The 16,547-nt window shown below is 35.1% G+C and carries 15 protein-coding genes; 9 read left to right on the forward strand and 6 right to left on the reverse strand.

The genetic code is table 11. The features are described from left to right. Nucleotides 1–63: 63 nt before the first annotated feature. Complete coding sequence (locus NX902_RS09010) at nt 64–1,191, forward strand: N-acetyldiaminopimelate deacetylase (protein ID WP_095329042.1); 1,128 nt, start codon at nt 64–66, stop codon at nt 1,189–1,191. A gap of 65 nt (nt 1,192–1,256) precedes the next feature. Here the strand turns inward: NX902_RS09010 and NX902_RS09015 are convergent, their stop codons facing one another. Then, nucleotides 1,257–2,108: a mechanosensitive ion channel family protein gene (locus NX902_RS09015; RefSeq protein ID WP_095329043.1), complete on the reverse strand. Its 852-nt coding sequence runs from the start codon at nt 2,106–2,108 to the stop codon at nt 1,257–1,259. A gap of 237 nt (nt 2,109–2,345) precedes the next feature. On the opposite strand from NX902_RS09015, the gene NX902_RS09020 reads away from it, so the two are divergent. Both NX902_RS09020 and NX902_RS09025 read left to right on the forward strand, forming a co-directional pair. Further along, a complete protein-coding gene (locus NX902_RS09020; protein ID WP_171509508.1) occupies nt 2,346–2,792 on the forward strand; it encodes a TlpA family protein disulfide reductase in 447 nt (148 codons plus the stop codon). 108 nt (nt 2,793–2,900) lie between these two features. Next, the gene (locus NX902_RS09025; RefSeq protein ID WP_095329045.1) at nt 2,901–3,560 is read left to right on the forward strand and encodes a potassium channel family protein; all 660 of its coding nucleotides are present in this window, start codon (nt 2,901–2,903) and stop codon (nt 3,558–3,560) included. A 54-nt stretch (nt 3,561–3,614) separates the two neighbouring features. Here NX902_RS09025 and rnjA read toward each other — a convergent pair whose 3' ends face one another. The 3 genes from rnjA to def all read right to left on the reverse strand — a co-directional run bounded on the left by rnjA (nt 3,615) and on the right by def (nt 6,974). Beyond that, on the reverse strand, nt 3,615–5,282 hold the full coding sequence (gene rnjA / locus NX902_RS09030) for a ribonuclease J1 (RefSeq protein ID WP_095329046.1): 1,668 nt from the start codon (nt 5,280–5,282) through the stop codon (nt 3,615–3,617). Beyond that, nucleotides 5,282–5,494 (reverse strand): DNA-dependent RNA polymerase subunit epsilon, encoded by a 213-nt coding sequence (locus NX902_RS09035; RefSeq protein ID WP_095329047.1) that lies wholly within the window; start codon nt 5,492–5,494, stop codon nt 5,282–5,284. The genes rnjA and NX902_RS09035 overlap by 1 nt, the downstream gene beginning before the upstream one ends. Nucleotides 5,495–6,419: 925 nt before the next feature. After that, complete coding sequence (gene def, locus NX902_RS09040) at nt 6,420–6,974, reverse strand: peptide deformylase (RefSeq protein ID WP_163188094.1); 555 nt, start codon at nt 6,972–6,974, stop codon at nt 6,420–6,422. A gap of 252 nt (nt 6,975–7,226) precedes the next feature. Here def and NX902_RS09045 point away from each other — a divergent pair, with 252 nt between their 5' ends. Continuing rightward, nucleotides 7,227–7,985 (forward strand): YkyA family protein, encoded by a 759-nt coding sequence (locus tag NX902_RS09045; protein ID WP_123257402.1) that lies wholly within the window; start codon nt 7,227–7,229, stop codon nt 7,983–7,985. A gap of 468 nt (nt 7,986–8,453) precedes the next feature. Here NX902_RS09045 and NX902_RS09050 read toward each other — a convergent pair whose 3' ends face one another. Next, a complete protein-coding gene (locus NX902_RS09050; RefSeq protein WP_047945042.1) occupies nt 8,454–9,728 on the reverse strand; it encodes an IS110 family transposase in 1,275 nt (424 codons plus the stop codon). 929 nt (nt 9,729–10,657) lie between these two features. On the opposite strand from NX902_RS09050, the gene pdhA reads away from it, so the two are divergent. The 5 genes from pdhA to NX902_RS09075 all read left to right on the forward strand — a co-directional run bounded on the left by pdhA (nt 10,658) and on the right by NX902_RS09075 (nt 15,999). Further along, a complete protein-coding gene (gene pdhA / locus NX902_RS09055) occupies nt 10,658–11,773 on the forward strand; it encodes a pyruvate dehydrogenase (acetyl-transferring) E1 component subunit alpha (protein ID WP_095329053.1) in 1,116 nt (371 codons plus the stop codon). Between the two features lie 3 nt (nt 11,774–11,776). Beyond that, a complete protein-coding gene (locus tag NX902_RS09060) occupies nt 11,777–12,754 on the forward strand; it encodes an alpha-ketoacid dehydrogenase subunit beta (protein WP_095329054.1) in 978 nt (325 codons plus the stop codon). An 89-nt stretch (nt 12,755–12,843) separates the two neighbouring features. Further along, nucleotides 12,844–14,121: a dihydrolipoamide acetyltransferase family protein gene (locus NX902_RS09065; protein WP_095329055.1), complete on the forward strand. Its 1,278-nt coding sequence runs from the start codon at nt 12,844–12,846 to the stop codon at nt 14,119–14,121. A gap of 4 nt (nt 14,122–14,125) precedes the next feature. After that, a complete protein-coding gene (gene lpdA / locus NX902_RS09070) occupies nt 14,126–15,535 on the forward strand; it encodes a dihydrolipoyl dehydrogenase (RefSeq protein ID WP_047942998.1) in 1,410 nt (469 codons plus the stop codon). A 209-nt stretch (nt 15,536–15,744) separates the two neighbouring features. Continuing rightward, entirely contained in the window at nt 15,745–15,999 is a 255-nt protein-coding gene (locus NX902_RS09075; protein WP_371000611.1) for a hypothetical protein, read from the forward strand. A 203-nt stretch (nt 16,000–16,202) separates the two neighbouring features. Here NX902_RS09075 and NX902_RS09080 read toward each other — a convergent pair whose 3' ends face one another. After that, nucleotides 16,203–16,538: a hypothetical protein gene (locus NX902_RS09080; RefSeq protein WP_095329057.1), complete on the reverse strand. Its 336-nt coding sequence runs from the start codon at nt 16,536–16,538 to the stop codon at nt 16,203–16,205. Between the last annotated feature and the right edge of the window lie 9 nt (nt 16,539–16,547).

A 16,547-nucleotide genomic window follows, 5' to 3' on the forward strand; every position in this document is an offset into this window, starting at 1 on the left:
TTCTTGTAGGTAATCTAATGAGCTATGTAAAATTGTATAAAAAAGGAAGAGTAGGGGAGCTATATGGGGAATACGATAGATTTAGTTACTATTCGCAGACAGCTGCATAGAATTCCGGAGCTTGGATTTAAAGAATTTAAAACACAGCAATATTTACTACAGATGATTCAAAGCGTCGCAGATGAACGTGTAGAAGTGAAAACATGGAAGACTGGGATTATCGTAAAAGTGAATGGACTTAATCCAACAAAAACGATTGGCTATCGTGCTGATATGGATGGATTACCGATTGTGGAAGAAACATCATTATCCTTTGTATCAGAGCATCCGACTGAAATGCATGCTTGCGGTCATGATTTTCATATGACGATCGCATTAGGTGTGCTAACTAATATTATTAATAATCCAATTAACGATGATGTGGTATTTATCTTTCAACCTGCAGAAGAGGGACCAGGCGGTGCTGAACCGATGTTGAAAAGTGAGGAGCTCCAAGCATGGAAGCCAGATATGATAATAGCTCTTCATGTTGCTCCGGAATATCCTGTAGGGACGATTGCGATTAAGCCTGGCTTATTATTTGCGAATACATCAGAACTCTTTATTGATTTAAAAGGGAAAGGGGGACATGCAGCCTATCCTCATTTAACAAATGATATGGTTGTTGCTGCATGTACATTAGTATCCCAGTTACAGTCCATCGTGTCTAGAAATATAAATCCACTTGAAAGTGCTGTTGTAACGATTGGGAAAATCACAGGCGGAACGGTTCAAAATGTTATCGCCGAAACAGCAAGGCTAGAAGGAACGATGCGTACGCTTTCTAGTGAAGCAATGGAAAAAGTAAAAAAACGCGTTCAATCTTTAGTAAAAGGAACTGAAATCGCCTATGACTGTGAATGCACCATTGATTTCGGAAGTGGTTATTATCAAGTCTATAATAATGAGTTATTAACGAAAGAGTTTATGGATTTTATTATAGAGGAAACAGAAGCAACCTTATTTGAATGTAAAGAAGCCATGACAGGGGAAGATTTCGGTTATATGTTAAAGGAAATCCCAGGATTTATGTTTTGGCTAGGAGTTGACTCTACCTTTGGATTACATCATAGCAAGCTTAATCCGAAAGAGGATGCTTTACAGTTGGCTGTAAATGTATTAACAGCGTATTTAACCAAAAAAGGCAATTAAGAATAGAGGAACTCTGTTTTATATAAAAGAGAAGGCTTACTGCAAAATGGACAGTAAGCCTTTTTTTAACTCTTTTTATCTACTATAATCGGAGTTTCTGGAAGTTTAATACCATTTTCATCAAGTGCGATTTTTACTTCTTGTCTGATTAATCGTTCGACACCCCATTGCTCCATATTGATTGTTTTGGCTAGTATTCTAATAGTAAGAGTATTTGGTCCCATGTTTTGTATGCCAACCACATCTGGTCCATCCGTAATGACTGTGTTTTCTTTGGCGATATGTTCACATAGAGCCTTTAAAATTTCTAATGTTTTTGGTATATTATTATGTACAGAAATTTCTATATCGACTAAAGCTTGCATTTCTCCCCGAGAATGGTTACTAAGCTGTGTGATTTCTCGATTAGGAATAAAGTGTAATGTTCCATCAGCACCTCTAATTTGTGTTGTTCGCAGCCCTACTTGTTCGACAGTACCTGAAAAATCCCCTATCGATACAAGTTCCCCCACATCTAACTGTTTTTCTAATAACAAAAAGAATCCTGATACTAGGTCACTTACTAAACCTTGTGCACCAAAACCAACTGCTAATCCAATAATACCAGCTCCAGCTAATATGGCTGTTGCATCAATTCCTAGCAATTGAAGAATAGTAATAATGAGTATAAAAAATAATACATAGGTAATTAGATTATTCGTTAAGCTTTCTAAAGTGAAGGCTCTGCCACGTGAGATAGAATGCTTTTGAATATAAGTTTCGAATAATTTATTTATTACCTTTTTAGCCATCTTTTTGATGAAAATATAACTTAACAGAATCAAGATAATTTTTAACGCTAATAGAGAAGATTCTAGAAGGAAATCTCCCCATTCTATATTTTGGATATACGTTTTTAGTTTATCAACATAAATCATTAGAAATTGTACTCCTTTTAATGAAAAATAAGTTTTTTCTTTTTATTCCCTTTAAAGTATTTGATAAACTAGGAGATGGATCTATTAAGCTTCGGATAAGTTAGTTACTTGATAGATTTGCAAATAAGGATACTCTGTTTATCTAAAAGCGGGGAGACATGATTCACTAACTTTTTATGTGATTAGTTCAGCAAAAAATATGCGTATAGGAATAAAAAGAAAGAAGGTAACGAATCATTGAAAATAGGTGAGCAACTTCCAAACTGGAATACTCCGACCATATGGATTAACGGGGAAACAAAGCTTACAAATGAAATAGGCGATAAGCTGATTTTAATTCACTTTTGGTCTGTAAGTTGTTATTTTTGTAAAAGGGCTATGCCCGAATTAAACCAATATAGGGAGTTATATCAAGATAATCTTCTAATAATATCTGTGCATTTCCCTCGAACAGAGCGAGATTTAGATATTGATTTAATAAAAAAGACTGCCAAGACGTATAGTATGACACAGTCCATTTATGTAGATCATGATTTTCAGCTAGCCAAGGCATTTTCGAATGAATATGTTCCCTCCTACTATTTATTTGATAGGGAAAGAAAGCTGCGGTACTACCAGGCGGGCGGAACTAATTTAAAAATGTTAAATACACGCATCAACCGTGTCATAAATAATCAACAATAACTGGCTGGAAAACAATCATTAGCTTTTATATATTAATCAAGTGGTTTAATGTTATAATAAGGACGATTTATTTAGGTGAAATTTTTATAATTGTTGGAGGATTTTATTGTGAAAAGAGCATTTGCGGTTATTGGCCTTGGAAGATTTGGTGGTAGTATTTGCAAGGAATTGACCGAACTAGGTATGGATGTAATGGTCATTGATAAAAGTGAAGAAAAAGTAAATGAATACGCAAATCTAGTTTCGCATGCAGTGGTAGGTAATGCGGTAGATGAAACAGTATTGAAAGGTCTTGGGATCCGTAATTTTGACCATGTTATTGTTGCAATAGGGGAAGATATCCAAGCAAGTATTTTAACAACTTTAATGCTGAAAGAATTAGGTGTGCAAAATATAACGGTAAAAGCCCAAAATGATTATCATGAGAAAGTACTAAGTAAAATTGGAGCAGATGCAGTTGTTCATCCTGAAAGGGATATGGGCAAGAGAATAGCTCATAATATTGTCTCTAACAATGTCCTTGATTATTTAGAGCTATCGGATGAGCATAGTATTGTGGAAATTAAAGCAAGTCATAAATTAGATGGTCGTTCGATCATTGATTTAGATATTCGTGCCAGATATGGAATCACTATTGTTGCCATAAAAAGAGGGAAGGAAATTATCGTTTCTCCTCAAGCATCAGAATCAATTAGAGAAAAGGATATCTTAATTGTAATTGGAGCTGACTCGGATATTAATCGTTTTGAGAAAAAGGTTATGTCTTAACAAGAAAAAGGAGCTATTTGTTCGATATAGAACAAATAGCTCCTTTTTACTTATTTATACTTCCATGATAATAGGAAGGATCATTGGGCGACGTTTTGTTTTTTCATATAGGAATGGAGAAATAGTATCAATTATTTCATTCTTTATTTCTGACCATTGTGTCGTTTTGCGTTCCATTACTTTATTTAAATGTTTACTTATTAGTGTTTGTGCATCATTGATTAAATCACCAGACTCACGCATGTACACAAATCCTCTTGAAATAAGATCAGGTCCAGCGGCGATTCTAAAATCAGTCATATTAATACTCACCACGACAACCACTAAGCCTTCTTCTGAAAGAATTCGACGATCACGTAAAACAATATTTCCAATGTCGCCAATTCCGCTTCCGTCAATATATACATTTCCAGATGGAATTTTACCTGCAACCTGTGCTGAATCGCTTGAAAGTGCTAATACTTCACCATTATCCATAATGAAGCAGTTCTCTTCTTTGACGCCACAATCAACAGCAGTTTGAGCGTGTGTTTTTTGCATTCTAAACTCACCATGGATTGGCATAAAGAATTTAGGTTTAATTAATCGAAGCATTAGCATTTGCTCTTGTTGACCACCATGACCAGAAGTGTGAATATTGTTAAGTGGTCCATGAATTACTTCCGCACCTGCTCGGTAAAGTTGATTGATTGTTTTATTAACACTTAATGTATTACCTGGTACTGGATTGGAAGAGAATACCACAGTGTCACCAGGGATAATCTGGATTTGTCTATGCGTACCATTAGCAATTCTTGATAGAGCTGCCATTGGTTCACCTTGGCTTCCTGTACAAAGTATGACCACTTGATTAGCTGGCAGTCGGTTAATTTGTTGCGGATCAACAAAAGTTTCTTTTGGTGCTTTTATAAAGCCAAGTTCCAAACCGATGTTAATAGCAGCTTCCATACTGCGTCCAAAAACAGCTATTTTGCGGCCAAATTCTACGGCTGCATCTGTTACTTGCTGTAAGCGATAAATATTGGAAGCGAAAGTAGCAAAAATCAATCTACCGTCCGCCTTTATAAAAGTATCATGGATGCTTTTTCCGACTTTTTTCTCCGACATAGTAAAATTAGGAACTTCACTATTTGTACTATCAGATAATAAGCACAAAACGCCTTCTTTCCCTATTTCAGCCATTTTTGTTAAATTGGCAGGTTCCCCAACTGGCGTAAAGTCAAATTTAAAATCTCCAGTGTGTACAATGTTCCCAGGTGGTGTTTTGACAACAATCCCATAGGAATCAGGTATACTATGAGTAGTTCTAAAGAAAGAAACCGATGTTTTTCTAAATTTAATGATATCGTCTTCTTGAATTTCATGCATCGTTGTTTGGCGCAATAATCCATGCTCTTCCAATTTGTTACGAACAAGTGCTAATGCCAGTTTGCCTCCGTAAAGAGGGATATTAACTTGTCTTAAAAGGTAAGGAATACCACCAATATGATCTTCGTGACCATGCGTGATAAATAAGCCTTTAATTTTGTCTACATTCTTCTCTAAAAAAGTATAATCAGGAATAACATAGTCAATTCCTAAAAGCTCGTCCTCAGGAAATTTAATTCCAGCATCAATTAAAATAATTTCATCTTGAAACTGGACACCATACGTATTTTTACCGATTTCCCCTAATCCTCCTAGGGCAAATACAGCAGTTTGATCATTTTTTACAAATTTCATTATTCAATCTCCAATACTGTAAAGTCTTCGTTTTGTTGTTCATATTCTAAGAATGCACCTTCTACGCCAGTAATAAACTCGATATTATATGGTTTTTCTGCTAATTTTGTTCGAACATCTCTTTCTGATGAACCTTTAACGAAAATAGTTCGCGTATTTTCTCTTACTGGTACCTCTGTTTTTAAATCTTGAAAATATACTTTAAATATCATTGTAAATCGCTCCTTAATCATTTGTTTCTGAAATTTATTATATAAAAAAATAACATGGTTTTCATGTTTTTTCTTTTAATAGCCATTATATTAGAAAGGTTCTTTTCTCAGTGAGTTTATGTGAAACTGATGGATGGAAAAAGATATTTACCCTCTATATATTATTATGAAACATATTAATATTACATAAGTTTATGTATGATCATTCTTATGAAATCGTTATTAAAACAAAAGGTCAGACTCAATACCATAATGCTTGGTTTGTATAGCGGTATAATAACCACTATATTTAACTAAGCGTGGTATTGGCCGGACCATAAAAATACCCTTCAATTTTTTAAGCTATTGTTTTTTTGCGAAGTAAATCTTTCCACTGTTTTAAAAGCTTCTTTCTTAGCTTCTTTAACATAGTGGATCATCTCCTTAATTCTATTTTAAACCATTCTTGTACAAAGTAAAGTCATCTTCTCATTTTATATTTCTTTTTGTAAAAAAATAGTTTATTAAATGGTGTTTTTTCAATCCGATCATTCAAAATTGAAGGCGGTTTTACATTATTTGGATACGAAAGAATGGTTTATTCCTTTTATTTGGCTAATTTCATAGTGGGTCGTTAGATAAGAGTATTTAGGAAGCGTCAATTTTCTATCTTAGTGTGAAGCTAATAGAAAGAATCGTTAACTAGACATGTTTTAGAGACGATAAGCATTCCTTTTATTTTCTATGAAAACAGCCTTTTATATAAATAGTATATGAATATTTTTGTAAGATTCTCATGGATAATGTTGGTAATTGTAAAATAGGCTGAATGGAGAGCGATCCTCTGTAGCAGGATAAAACCTTATTTAGTATAAAACAGGGAAGTAGAAGGGAAAGAAGAAGAGGCTCGAATAGTAATGATCGAACCGTTTCTTTCTATAAAAAGTTATCTTTCAATAGGTAATGCGTTATCAATAGGAAGAAAAGGATCTTTTTCATTGATATGATCATAAAACATCACGCCGTTTAGATGATCAATTTCGTGTTGGAAAACAATTGCTGGTAATCCTTTAAGGCGTAATTTTACTTCTTTTCCTTCTAAATCAATCCCTTTCAAAGTAATTCTTGCATACCTTGGAACGAAACCTGGAATGGTTTCATCGACAGAAAGGCAGCCTTCGCCAGTTGTTAAATAAGCTTTTTCAATGGAATGGCTGATGATTTTAGGATTGAATAAAGCGTAGCTGTATTGCTTGTCATTTTCATCTTTAACGTGCACAGCAATCATTCTTTTGGAAACATTTATTTGCGGAGCAGCTAAGCCTACCCCGCCTCTTAATCCATACTTATCTGCTAATTCGGGATTTTGGCTATTTATTAAATATTCCATCATGCTTTTTAGAATGTTTTTTTCCTCTTCGCTTGGTGGCATGATAACTTCGCTTGCCACTTGTCTCAATGTCGGATGGCCATCGCGAATAATATCTGTCATTGTTATCAAAATAATCACTTCCTTGTATCTAACTGTTTATAAAAGTAGTCTAACAGAGATAGAATAAAAAGTTAATAAATGAGAATAGTACTTTATGCAAGAAGATAATTAGATATACCTATAATATATTATAGGACAAGCTAATATGTTTATAATATAAAAATATTTCTAAAGTCATCAGTGCTGCCTGTTAAAAAAATTGGAAACGGACAATTACGCAGGGAAGAATGGAGTTTTTATTAGATTCTTAAAACAGTCTAGATGATTAAGACGAAGGGAACCATTATTGTCAAAGTACAGAAGAATCGATATAGTAATAAGAAAGTGAGGAGGAAACAAATGAAACGAAGTGTTTTAATTAGTACAATTATGCTATTTACGATAATTGCTGCTGGGTGCAATTTTAATTCTCCAAGTGAGAAAATGTATGACAAACTAGAAGAAGTAGTTAAGATTGAAAGTGGTTTTGAAGAACAGCAAGATCCTCTTGTCAAATTAGAAAAGAAGGAACAAGATATTTATTCTAAAATAATTAGTCTTGGATTAGAGGATATGGATGAAATTACAAAATTATCGGACGAAGCTCTAGAATCCATTTCCAAAAGAAAAGAATATATGGATAAAGAAGCAGATAGTATAAAAAAGTCACAAGAAAAGTTTGAAACAATAACAACAGACATAGAAGAACTAGAAAAAAAGGAGGAAAAATCATTAAAGGATAAAGCGGATAATCTATACCAAACAATGATGGCCCGTTATAAAGAACATGATAAATTATACGCAAATTACATAGAAGGGCTTAATAGTGATAAAAAGCTTTATGAAATGTTTAAAGATAAAGATGTGAATATGGATGATTTAGAAAAACAGGTAAAAAAAATCAATGATACGTATGAGAAGGTTTATGAAAATAACAAAACATTTAATGAATTAACGAAGAAATATAATGATTTGAAAGTAGACTTCTATAAAGAAGCCGGCATAAAAATCAAAATGAATGAAGAGGAAGAAGAAAAATAAAGTAATATTTATTACTTGTAGCTTGTCGACAAAAAGATATTGGAGAAGTAAAAATGCATTTTCATGCGTTGCTTGGAGTGGAGGGGGTGAGACTCCCTCGAGGAAAGTTGATATACCAACGTTTACAGCGTTATTTTTTTAGTCCAATATTTTTTTAGGAAAACTCTTTGAATCATATTTTAACTAACTATTCCATTAATTATAATATTTGGTAAGTAAGTGGACGCGACGCTAGAGCCAATAGGGATTTATTGACAAATATACACTATTAGATGCATCCGGTATCTCTACTCTTCTTATGAGGACGTACCCTCCCATGTCTCTTAGCGTCGCGCGCTTACATTCCTTCGTTTGGTCTCATCATAAGGCAGAGGCTGGCATCATGCTCCTGTATGGACTCTAAGTCGTAAGTCTCTCTAAAAGCCAGCTTTCCTGTCATCTTTTTGAATATAACCGTCTTATAGATTTTTATTTGGGTTGGAGGATAGAGAGATCTTGTCTCATTCGCTCCTTATCAAACAGTACTTCTTGCTGACAAAGTCCATGAAAAATCTTTAACATTTTATTACATAGAACGACTAATGCTTCTTTCTTCTTCAAAGGGTTTTCTTTTCTAGAGATATAATACTGATATAAATCATAAAAGGTTTCATTATTTCTAATCAAAGGCAAGACAGCACGATAGAGAAGGGCTCGCAGCTTTCTTCTCCCTCTTTTGGAGATTCGCTTTTGTCCAATCATCTTTCCAGAAGAGTTCTCTCGTAAGGTTAATCCCGCTAATTTAATAAGTTGGCGTGGATGTTTATAATGCTTGAGAGAACCCACTTCTGCTAGTAAATCTATAACGGTAGTTTCCCCAATGCCAGGGATTGATAATAAATAATGATATTCCGCTTGTTGCTCTGCTAGTGTCTTTAAACTTTCATTTACCTGTTCTAATTGCTTTGTCAGAAGTTCGTATTGAGTAATTAAAGAGTAAATTTCTATACGAGCCATATTGGAGCCTTCTGTTAATCCAATAGATTGTACCGCCACTCTCTTTAGTTGTGCTATTTTAGGTCTTGCTGGATACTTTAGTTTTTCCTTTTCCAAGTATAAAAGGACTAACTCCTCGATTTCTTTTTCCATTAAGTCTACTGGTAAAGGGGTATGTTTTAATATGGCACATGCATTCAGCCCTAAATCTTTAAATGCTACTTTAAATTCAGGAAAGTAACGATCCGTCCAGCGAATGATACGATTCTTCACTTTCGAAATGTCCTTTTTCAGATTCCACCGAATAGAGGAACCTTCTCTAAGCTCTGCTTCTATTCCTTCTATTTGACGAGGATCACTAAAGTATCCATTGGTTATTAGTTTAGCAATGACTCTCGCATCCTTCTTATCATTCTTCGTTTGTAAGTTATCATCCAACTCCTTGGAACGATTCACATGTAGAGGATTGACCATGACAAAACGAATATCATTTTGGGTAAGAAAAGCAGCTAAATTCATCCAATAGTGCCCAGTAGGCTCGAATCCAATCAATAAATCATCCTTTTGATGAATTGCCTTTAGATTTTGAAGCTTGAGATAAAATTGATGAAAACCATGATGAGACTGGTGGATAGAAAAAGAGGTACTTAACTCAACCCCTCGATCGTCCACCGCACATGCATAGTGTGTATTTTTAGCAATGTCAATTCCAATGATTAAAGTGGAAGTAGACACTTGATTTAAACGGTGATTACGGGTATTATTCATAATAGATTCTCCTTCTGACGCTGTGTTGATTGGTCTCAATATTAGCATCATAAAGGAGGATCTTTTTTTGTGCAATACCACAGAAACTAATCCCACAGGAATGCTCCTGTGGGATTAGCGAGACAGTCTAAGACCCTGCAGGCTGTAAGCCGAAGCGGCTTAGCGCGAGCCCCACGGAAAGCGAACCCCCGGAGCGGAAAGTAACGTCTAAATTCAAAGAGATTAATAAATATACTTTACTCAAACTTCTATTTCCAAAATACAGGAGTTTGTCTACAGTCTGAAGTAATATTTATTACTTGATTATTCCTTTTATCTATCCCATTAAAATTTTTATAAGTTACAAAATAGAGAGGACAAACGGAGCATGAATTTTGCTTCTTTGGACACACTTTGTTTTGTGGCTTTTTTTGTGGGATAATATTTCAGAATGTAGGAGGTGCTTTGTAACATGCAGTATTCAAAACATACGGAGTTCATAATAGAAAAGAAATGATTTTTCGACACTTTCGCAAGTTATTATAAAACAGTTGCAAATAGTGTTTTCTGTATGATACAGATGTTGTGTTGCAAATAATACAGATGTATTAATTTCATGTAAAAAAATAATAAAAACTTCGAGCTTAAAGATTGACGGATAATATTTAAGTATATTAAACTTATAAATGTATTGAACAGTTGTATTAATATTTACATATAAATAATTGATACAGTCTATACGGAAACCGAATTAATTTTATAAGACGTTTTTTCTTGCGTATTTTGTGGAAAACTGTTTAAGTATGGTTTTTTTTGTTGCTTAGAGCGATATGCTTTAAGGAATAGAAAGCGTTACCCAACTAAGTGTTTACCACATGGCAACACATTGTAAACATCTATTTGTTTTTACAGAAAAAAGTCTTTTAATATGAAAGGAAAGGGTGGCTTTAATGGCTTCTAAAACAAAGAAGGCACAATTTGATGTGCAAGCACAGCTTGAACAAGTGGCAAACCAATTTCAAACACTTCAGATTTTAAATGAAGAGGGCGAAGTTGTAAACGAATCTGCAATGCCTGATTTAAGTGATGAGCAATTACAAGAATTAATGACTCGTATGGTTTATACTCGTATTCTTGATCAACGCTCTATTTCCTTAAACAGACAAGGTCGCCTAGGTTTCTATGCACCTACTGCAGGACAAGAAGCTTCACAATTGGCTTCACAATTCGCATTAGAAAAAGAAGATTTTATTCTTCCAGGATATCGTGATGTTCCACAAATTATCTGGCATGGACTTCCTTTATCTCAAGCATTCTTATTCTCACGTGGTCACTTCCAAGGAAACCAAATTCCTGAAGGTGTAAACGTAATTTCTCCACAAATCATTATTGGTGCACAATACATCCAAACTGCTGGTGTAGCATTAGGAATGAAAAAACGTGGTGCTAAATCTGTTGCAATCACTTATACAGGTGATGGTGGGGCTTCACAAGGTGATTTCTACGAAGGAATTAACTTTGCTGGTGCATTTAAAGCTCCTGCAATTTTCGTTGTACAAAACAACCGTTTTGCAATTTCTACTCCAGTTGAGAAACAATCTGCCGCGAAAACAATTGCACAAAAAGCAGTTGCTGCAGGTATCCCTGGAATTCAAGTAGATGGAATGGATCCATTAGCAGTTTACGCTGCTGTACGTGAAGCTCGTGAAAGAGCAATCAACGGTGAAGGTCCAACATTAATCGAAACTTTAACTTACCGTTATGGTCCACATACAATGGCTGGGGATGACCCAACTCGTTACCGTACTGCTGATCTTGATAGTGAATGGGAAAAGAAAGACCCATTAGTTCGTTTCCGTAAATTCCTAGAAAACAAAGGCATTTGGAATGAAGAGAAAGAAAATGCAGTTATCGAGCGTGCTAAAGAAGAAATTAAAGAAGCAATCAAAATTGCTGATGAAGCTCCAAAACAAAAAGTTACTGACTTAATGAACATCATGTATGAAGAGTTACCAGTTAACTTAAAAGAACAATATGAAATTTATGCAGCAAAGGAGTCGAAGTAAGCCATGGCGCAAATGACTATGATTCAAGCAATCACTGATGCGTTACGCACAGAATTACGTAATGATCCAAACGTATTAGTATTTGGAGAAGACGTAGGTGTAAACGGCGGTGTATTCCGTGCGACAGAAGGTCTTCAAAAAGAATTCAGCGAAGATCGTGTATTTGATACTCCATTAGCTGAATCTGGAATTGGCGGTTTAGCAATCGGTTTAGGACTTCAAGGATACCGTCCAGTACCGGAAATTCAATTCTTTGGTTTCGTTTATGAAGTAATGGATAGTATTTCTGGACAAATGGCTCGTATGCGCTATCGTTCAGGTGGTCGCTACAACGCACCAGTAACTATTCGTTCTCCATTTGGTGGTGGAGTTCATACTCCTGAACTTCATGCCGACAGCTTAGAAGGATTAATGGCACAACAACCTGGTCTTAAAGTTGTTATCCCATCAACTCCTTATGATGCTAAAGGTTTATTAATTTCTGCTATTCGTGATAACGATCCGGTTATCTTCTTAGAGCATATGAAATTATACCGTTCATTCCGTCAAGAAGTTCCAGAAGAAGAGTATACTATTCCTCTTGGAAAAGCGGATGTAAAACGTGAAGGTAAAGACCTTTCTATCATTACTTATGGAGCAATGGTTCAAGAGTCTATTAAAGCAGCAGAAGAATTAGAAAAAGAAGGATACTCAGTGGAAGTAGTTGACTTACGTACTGTAAGCCCACTTGATATCGAAACAATCATTGGATCTGTTGAAAAAACAGGTAGAGCTGTGGTAGTTCAAGAAGCACAAAAACAAGCTGGTATTGCAGCTAATGTTGTTGCTGAAATCAATGATCGTGCAATTCTAAGCTTAGAAGCTCCAGTTCTACGTGTAACTGCACCAGATACTGTTTTTGCATTTACACAAGCTGAAACTGTATGGCTTCCAAACTTTAAAGATATTATTGAAACAGCTAAAAAAGTTCTAACTTTCTAATTAAAACCGAATAATATTCGCACAAGAATTAGAAGATAAGTTAGTTAAAAGAAGAAAATTTTTTCATAAGATATTAGGAGGTTGTCACATTGGCTTTTCAATTTAGATTACCTGACATTGGTGAAGGTATTCACGAGGGCGAAATCGTAAAATGGTTTGTTAAACCAGGCGATAAAGTTCAAGAAGATGATGTATTATGTGAAGTTCAAAATGATAAAGCAGTAGTAGAAATTCCTTCCCCAGTTGAAGGTACTGTAGAAGAAGTGAAAGTGGAAGAAGGAACTGTTGCAGTAGTAGGAGATATCTTAATTACATTTGATGCTCCTGGATATGAAAACCTTCAGTTCAAAGGCGATCATGGTGATGAAGCTCCAGCTGCTGAAGAAGCAAAACCTGAAGCTGTTGAAGAAAGCAAAGGTCAAGAGGCAGAAGTTGATCCAAGCAGACGTATTATCGCAATGCCTTCTGTACGTAAATATGCTCGTGATAAAGGTGTAGAAATTCAACTTGTTTCTGGTACTGGTAAAAACGGACGTATTTCTAAAGAAGATATTGATGCTTACTTAAATGGTGGTGCAACACCTGCTAGCCAACCAGCTGCAGAAGCTGCTCCAGCAGAAACAGCAGCGGAAGCTCCTAAGCCGCTTGCTATTCCAGAAGGTGACTTCCCAGAAACTCGTGAGAAAATGAGCGGAATCAGAAAAGCTATTGCTAAAGCAATGGTAAATTCTAAGCACACTGCTCCTCACGTAACATTAATGGATGAAGTAGAAGTGTCAAAATTAGTTGCACACCGTAAGAAATATAAAGAAGTTGCTGCTGCAAAAGGTATCAAATTAACTTTCTTACCTTATGTAGTAAAAGCTTTAACAAGCGCATTAAAAGAATTCCCAGCTTTAAACACATCATTAGATGATGCTACAAGCGAAATCGTTCATAAGCATTACTATAATATCGGTATTGCTGCTGATACAGAAAAAGGTTTATTAGTTCCTGTTGTTAAAAATGCTGATCGTAAAGGTATCTTTAACATCTCTAACGAAATTAATGAACTTGCTGTTAAAGCAAGAGACGGTAAATTAGCTCCAGCTGAAATGAAAGGTGCTTCTTGCACAATTTCTAACATTGGATCTGCTGGTGGACAATGGTTTACTCCAGTAATCAACCATCCTGAAGTTGCTATTTTAGGTATTGGTCGTATTGCTGAGAAAGCTATCGTTAAAGATGGAGAAATTGTCGCTGCTCCTGTATTAGCACTTTCTTTAAGCTTTGACCACAGAATGATTGACGGAGCTACTGCTCAAAATGCAATGAATCATATTAAACGTTTATTGAACGATCCAGAACTATTGTTAATGGAGGCGTAAAAACATGGTAGTTGGAGATTTTCCTATTGAAACAGATACTATAGTCATTGGTGCGGGTCCTGGTGGATATGTTGCAGCAATTCGTGCAGCACAATTAGGACAAAAAGTTACAATTGTTGAGAAAAACGTATTAGGTGGAGTTTGCTTAAACGTTGGATGTATTCCTTCAAAAGCTTTAATCTCTGCTGGACACCGTTACGAGCATGCTGCACATTCTGCAGACATGGGTATTACAACTGAAAACGTAACAGTTGACTTCTCTAAAGTTCAAGCTTGGAAAGACAGTGTTGTTAAAAAGCTTACTGGTGGAGTTGAAGGTCTATTAAAAGGGAACAAAGTTGATATTGTATACGGTGAAGCATATTTTGTAGATGCTAACACTTTAAAAGTAATGGATGAAAAATCATCTCAAACTTATACTTTTAAAAATGCAATTATCGCAACTGGATCTCGTCCAATCGAAATTCCTACTTTCAAATTCTCTAAACGTGTTCTTGACTCAACTGGTGCACTTGCACTTCAAGAAGTTCCAGAGAAAATTGTAGTAATCGGTGGAGGATACGTTGGTACTGAGTTAGGTGGAGCTTATGCTAACTTTGGTACACAAGTAACAATCCTTGAAGGTGCTGATGAAATTCTTGGTGGTTTCGAAAAACAAATGTCTTCATTAGTTACTCGCAACCTTAAGAAAAAAGGTGCTGAGATCATTACAAAAGCAATGGCTAAAGGTGTGGAAGAAACAGACACTGGCGTTGTTGTTAAATATGAAGTTAAAGGCGAAGAAAAATCAGTGGAAGCTGATTATGTATTCGTAATGGTTGGTAGAAAACCTAATACAGACGAACTTGGTTTAGAACAAGTTGGTATTGAATTAGGCGAACGCGGAATCATTAAAACAGATAAGCAATGCCGTACAACTGTAAGCAATATCTTTGCTATCGGTGATGTTATTTCTGGTCCTCCATTAGCGCATAAAGCTTCTTATGAAGGTAAAATTGCTGCTGAGGTTATTGCTGGACATAACTCAGAAATCGACTATTTAGGAATTCCTGCAGTAGTATTCTCTGAGCCAGAATTAGCAACTGTTGGTCACACAGAAGCTTCTGCTAAAGAAGCTGGTATCGAAGTGAAAGCTGCTAAATTCCCATTTGCAGCAAACGGTCGTGCGTTAGCACTTAACGATGCTGAAGGTTTCTTGAAGCTTGTTACACGTAAAGAAGATGGTCTTGTAATCGGTGCGCAAATCGCTGGTCCAAGTGCATCTGATATGATCGCTGAATTAGGCTTAGCAATCGAAGCTGGTATGACAGCTGAAGATTTAGCTATGACTATCCATGCTCATCCAACTTTAGGTGAGGTAACAATGGAAGCAGCGGAAGTTGCAATTGGCAGCCCAATTCATATCTTACGCTAATTATAAAAAAGAAGTCCTCGTCCCGAGGGCTTCTTTTTTTTATCTTAAAAACGATTCGAGAAAACTTTTTTTGTATCTAATCTAGTTTTAGGGAAGAAAATTAGCTAGTAGAATTTAGACATATTACTGTTTTTTGAAATGAAATAATTATAAAATAAAACAAAAGATTGGTACATATACTAGTATTAATTGTTAATGGAGGAAAGGTGGTGTTTTTCTTGAAGGTTTATACAGCAATTTTATTTCAGCTAATCATTTGGAGTGGGTTTTCTATTATTGAATGGTTATCAAGATATGATTTAATTTTATATAAGGTGTTTATGTTTGGTGTGTTCTTTTATTTAGCGATTATCATAGGAAATACAATTATAAAATCAACAAGAAAAACAATGCTAGCCACCATGATCAGTTTATCCATTTACGGTTCTTTTCATTTAATTATGACAATTATATCAGTTGTATAAATCATATAAACATAACACTATGATTTATTTTAAATATAGTCTTTCTTTAGAAGTGAAGAAGAAAACAGTTCTCTTTAACCTAATATTGCGAAAAGAGCAGACTTTTTCTCATTATGAAATTTCTCCTATACAAATATTCAGCACAAAAAATGCCTTAATCTAAAAATAAAGGCATTTTTTAATACAACTAAATTCTTAAGTAGTTATAATCTCCTTTTTGTTGATTTTTTTCCAAAAAAGCTACTAAAAACGGTGGAAATCGCTAGAATTAATAAGAAAAATACAAGAAAACTAAAAATAAACGGAATAGGATGGAAAATAGTTTTTGATTGCACCGGCGATTCGAATGTAATTTCTAAAGGGTATGCCTCAACGGAAGTGGGCAGCAGCTTTTTTTGTTCAGCAAATGGGATTGGACCACCGAAATGGAAAGCCTGTTCTAATTGTTCAGGTTTTTGTGCCACATAATTTTTAAAAATAAACGGAGAAACTAGGCTAATTAGTAAACTGATAATCATGATAACAATATATTTTTTCAAAAAGGAAAA

The sequence above is a fragment of the Niallia sp. FSL W8-0954 genome, assembly GCF_038005605.1.
Lineage (GTDB): Bacteria > Bacillota > Bacilli > Bacillales > Cytobacillaceae > Niallia > Niallia circulans_A.

What these genes read in the sequence shown, in the direction of transcription:
- rnjA (WP_095329046.1), bottom strand. Translation starts at nt 5,282, where the DNA reads ATGAAATTTGTAAAAAATGATCAAACTGCTGTATTTGCCCTAGGAGGA.
- NX902_RS09035 (WP_095329047.1), bottom strand. Translation starts at nt 5,494, where the DNA reads ATGATATTTAAAGTATATTTTCAAGATTTAAAAACAGAGGTACCAGTA.
- NX902_RS09010 (WP_095329042.1), top strand. Translation starts at nt 64, where the DNA reads ATGGGGAATACGATAGATTTAGTTACTATTCGCAGACAGCTGCATAGA.
- NX902_RS09015 (WP_095329043.1), bottom strand. Translation starts at nt 2,108, where the DNA reads ATGATTTATGTTGATAAACTAAAAACGTATATCCAAAATATAGAATGG.
- pdhA (WP_095329053.1), top strand. Translation starts at nt 10,658, where the DNA reads ATGGCTTCTAAAACAAAGAAGGCACAATTTGATGTGCAAGCACAGCTT.
- NX902_RS09050 (WP_047945042.1), bottom strand. Translation starts at nt 9,728, where the DNA reads ATGAATAATACCCGTAATCACCGTTTAAATCAAGTGTCTACTTCCACT.
- lpdA (WP_047942998.1), top strand. Translation starts at nt 14,126, where the DNA reads ATGGTAGTTGGAGATTTTCCTATTGAAACAGATACTATAGTCATTGGT.
- NX902_RS09045 (WP_123257402.1), top strand. Translation starts at nt 7,227, where the DNA reads ATGATTAAGACGAAGGGAACCATTATTGTCAAAGTACAGAAGAATCGA.
- NX902_RS09060 (WP_095329054.1), top strand. Translation starts at nt 11,777, where the DNA reads ATGGCGCAAATGACTATGATTCAAGCAATCACTGATGCGTTACGCACA.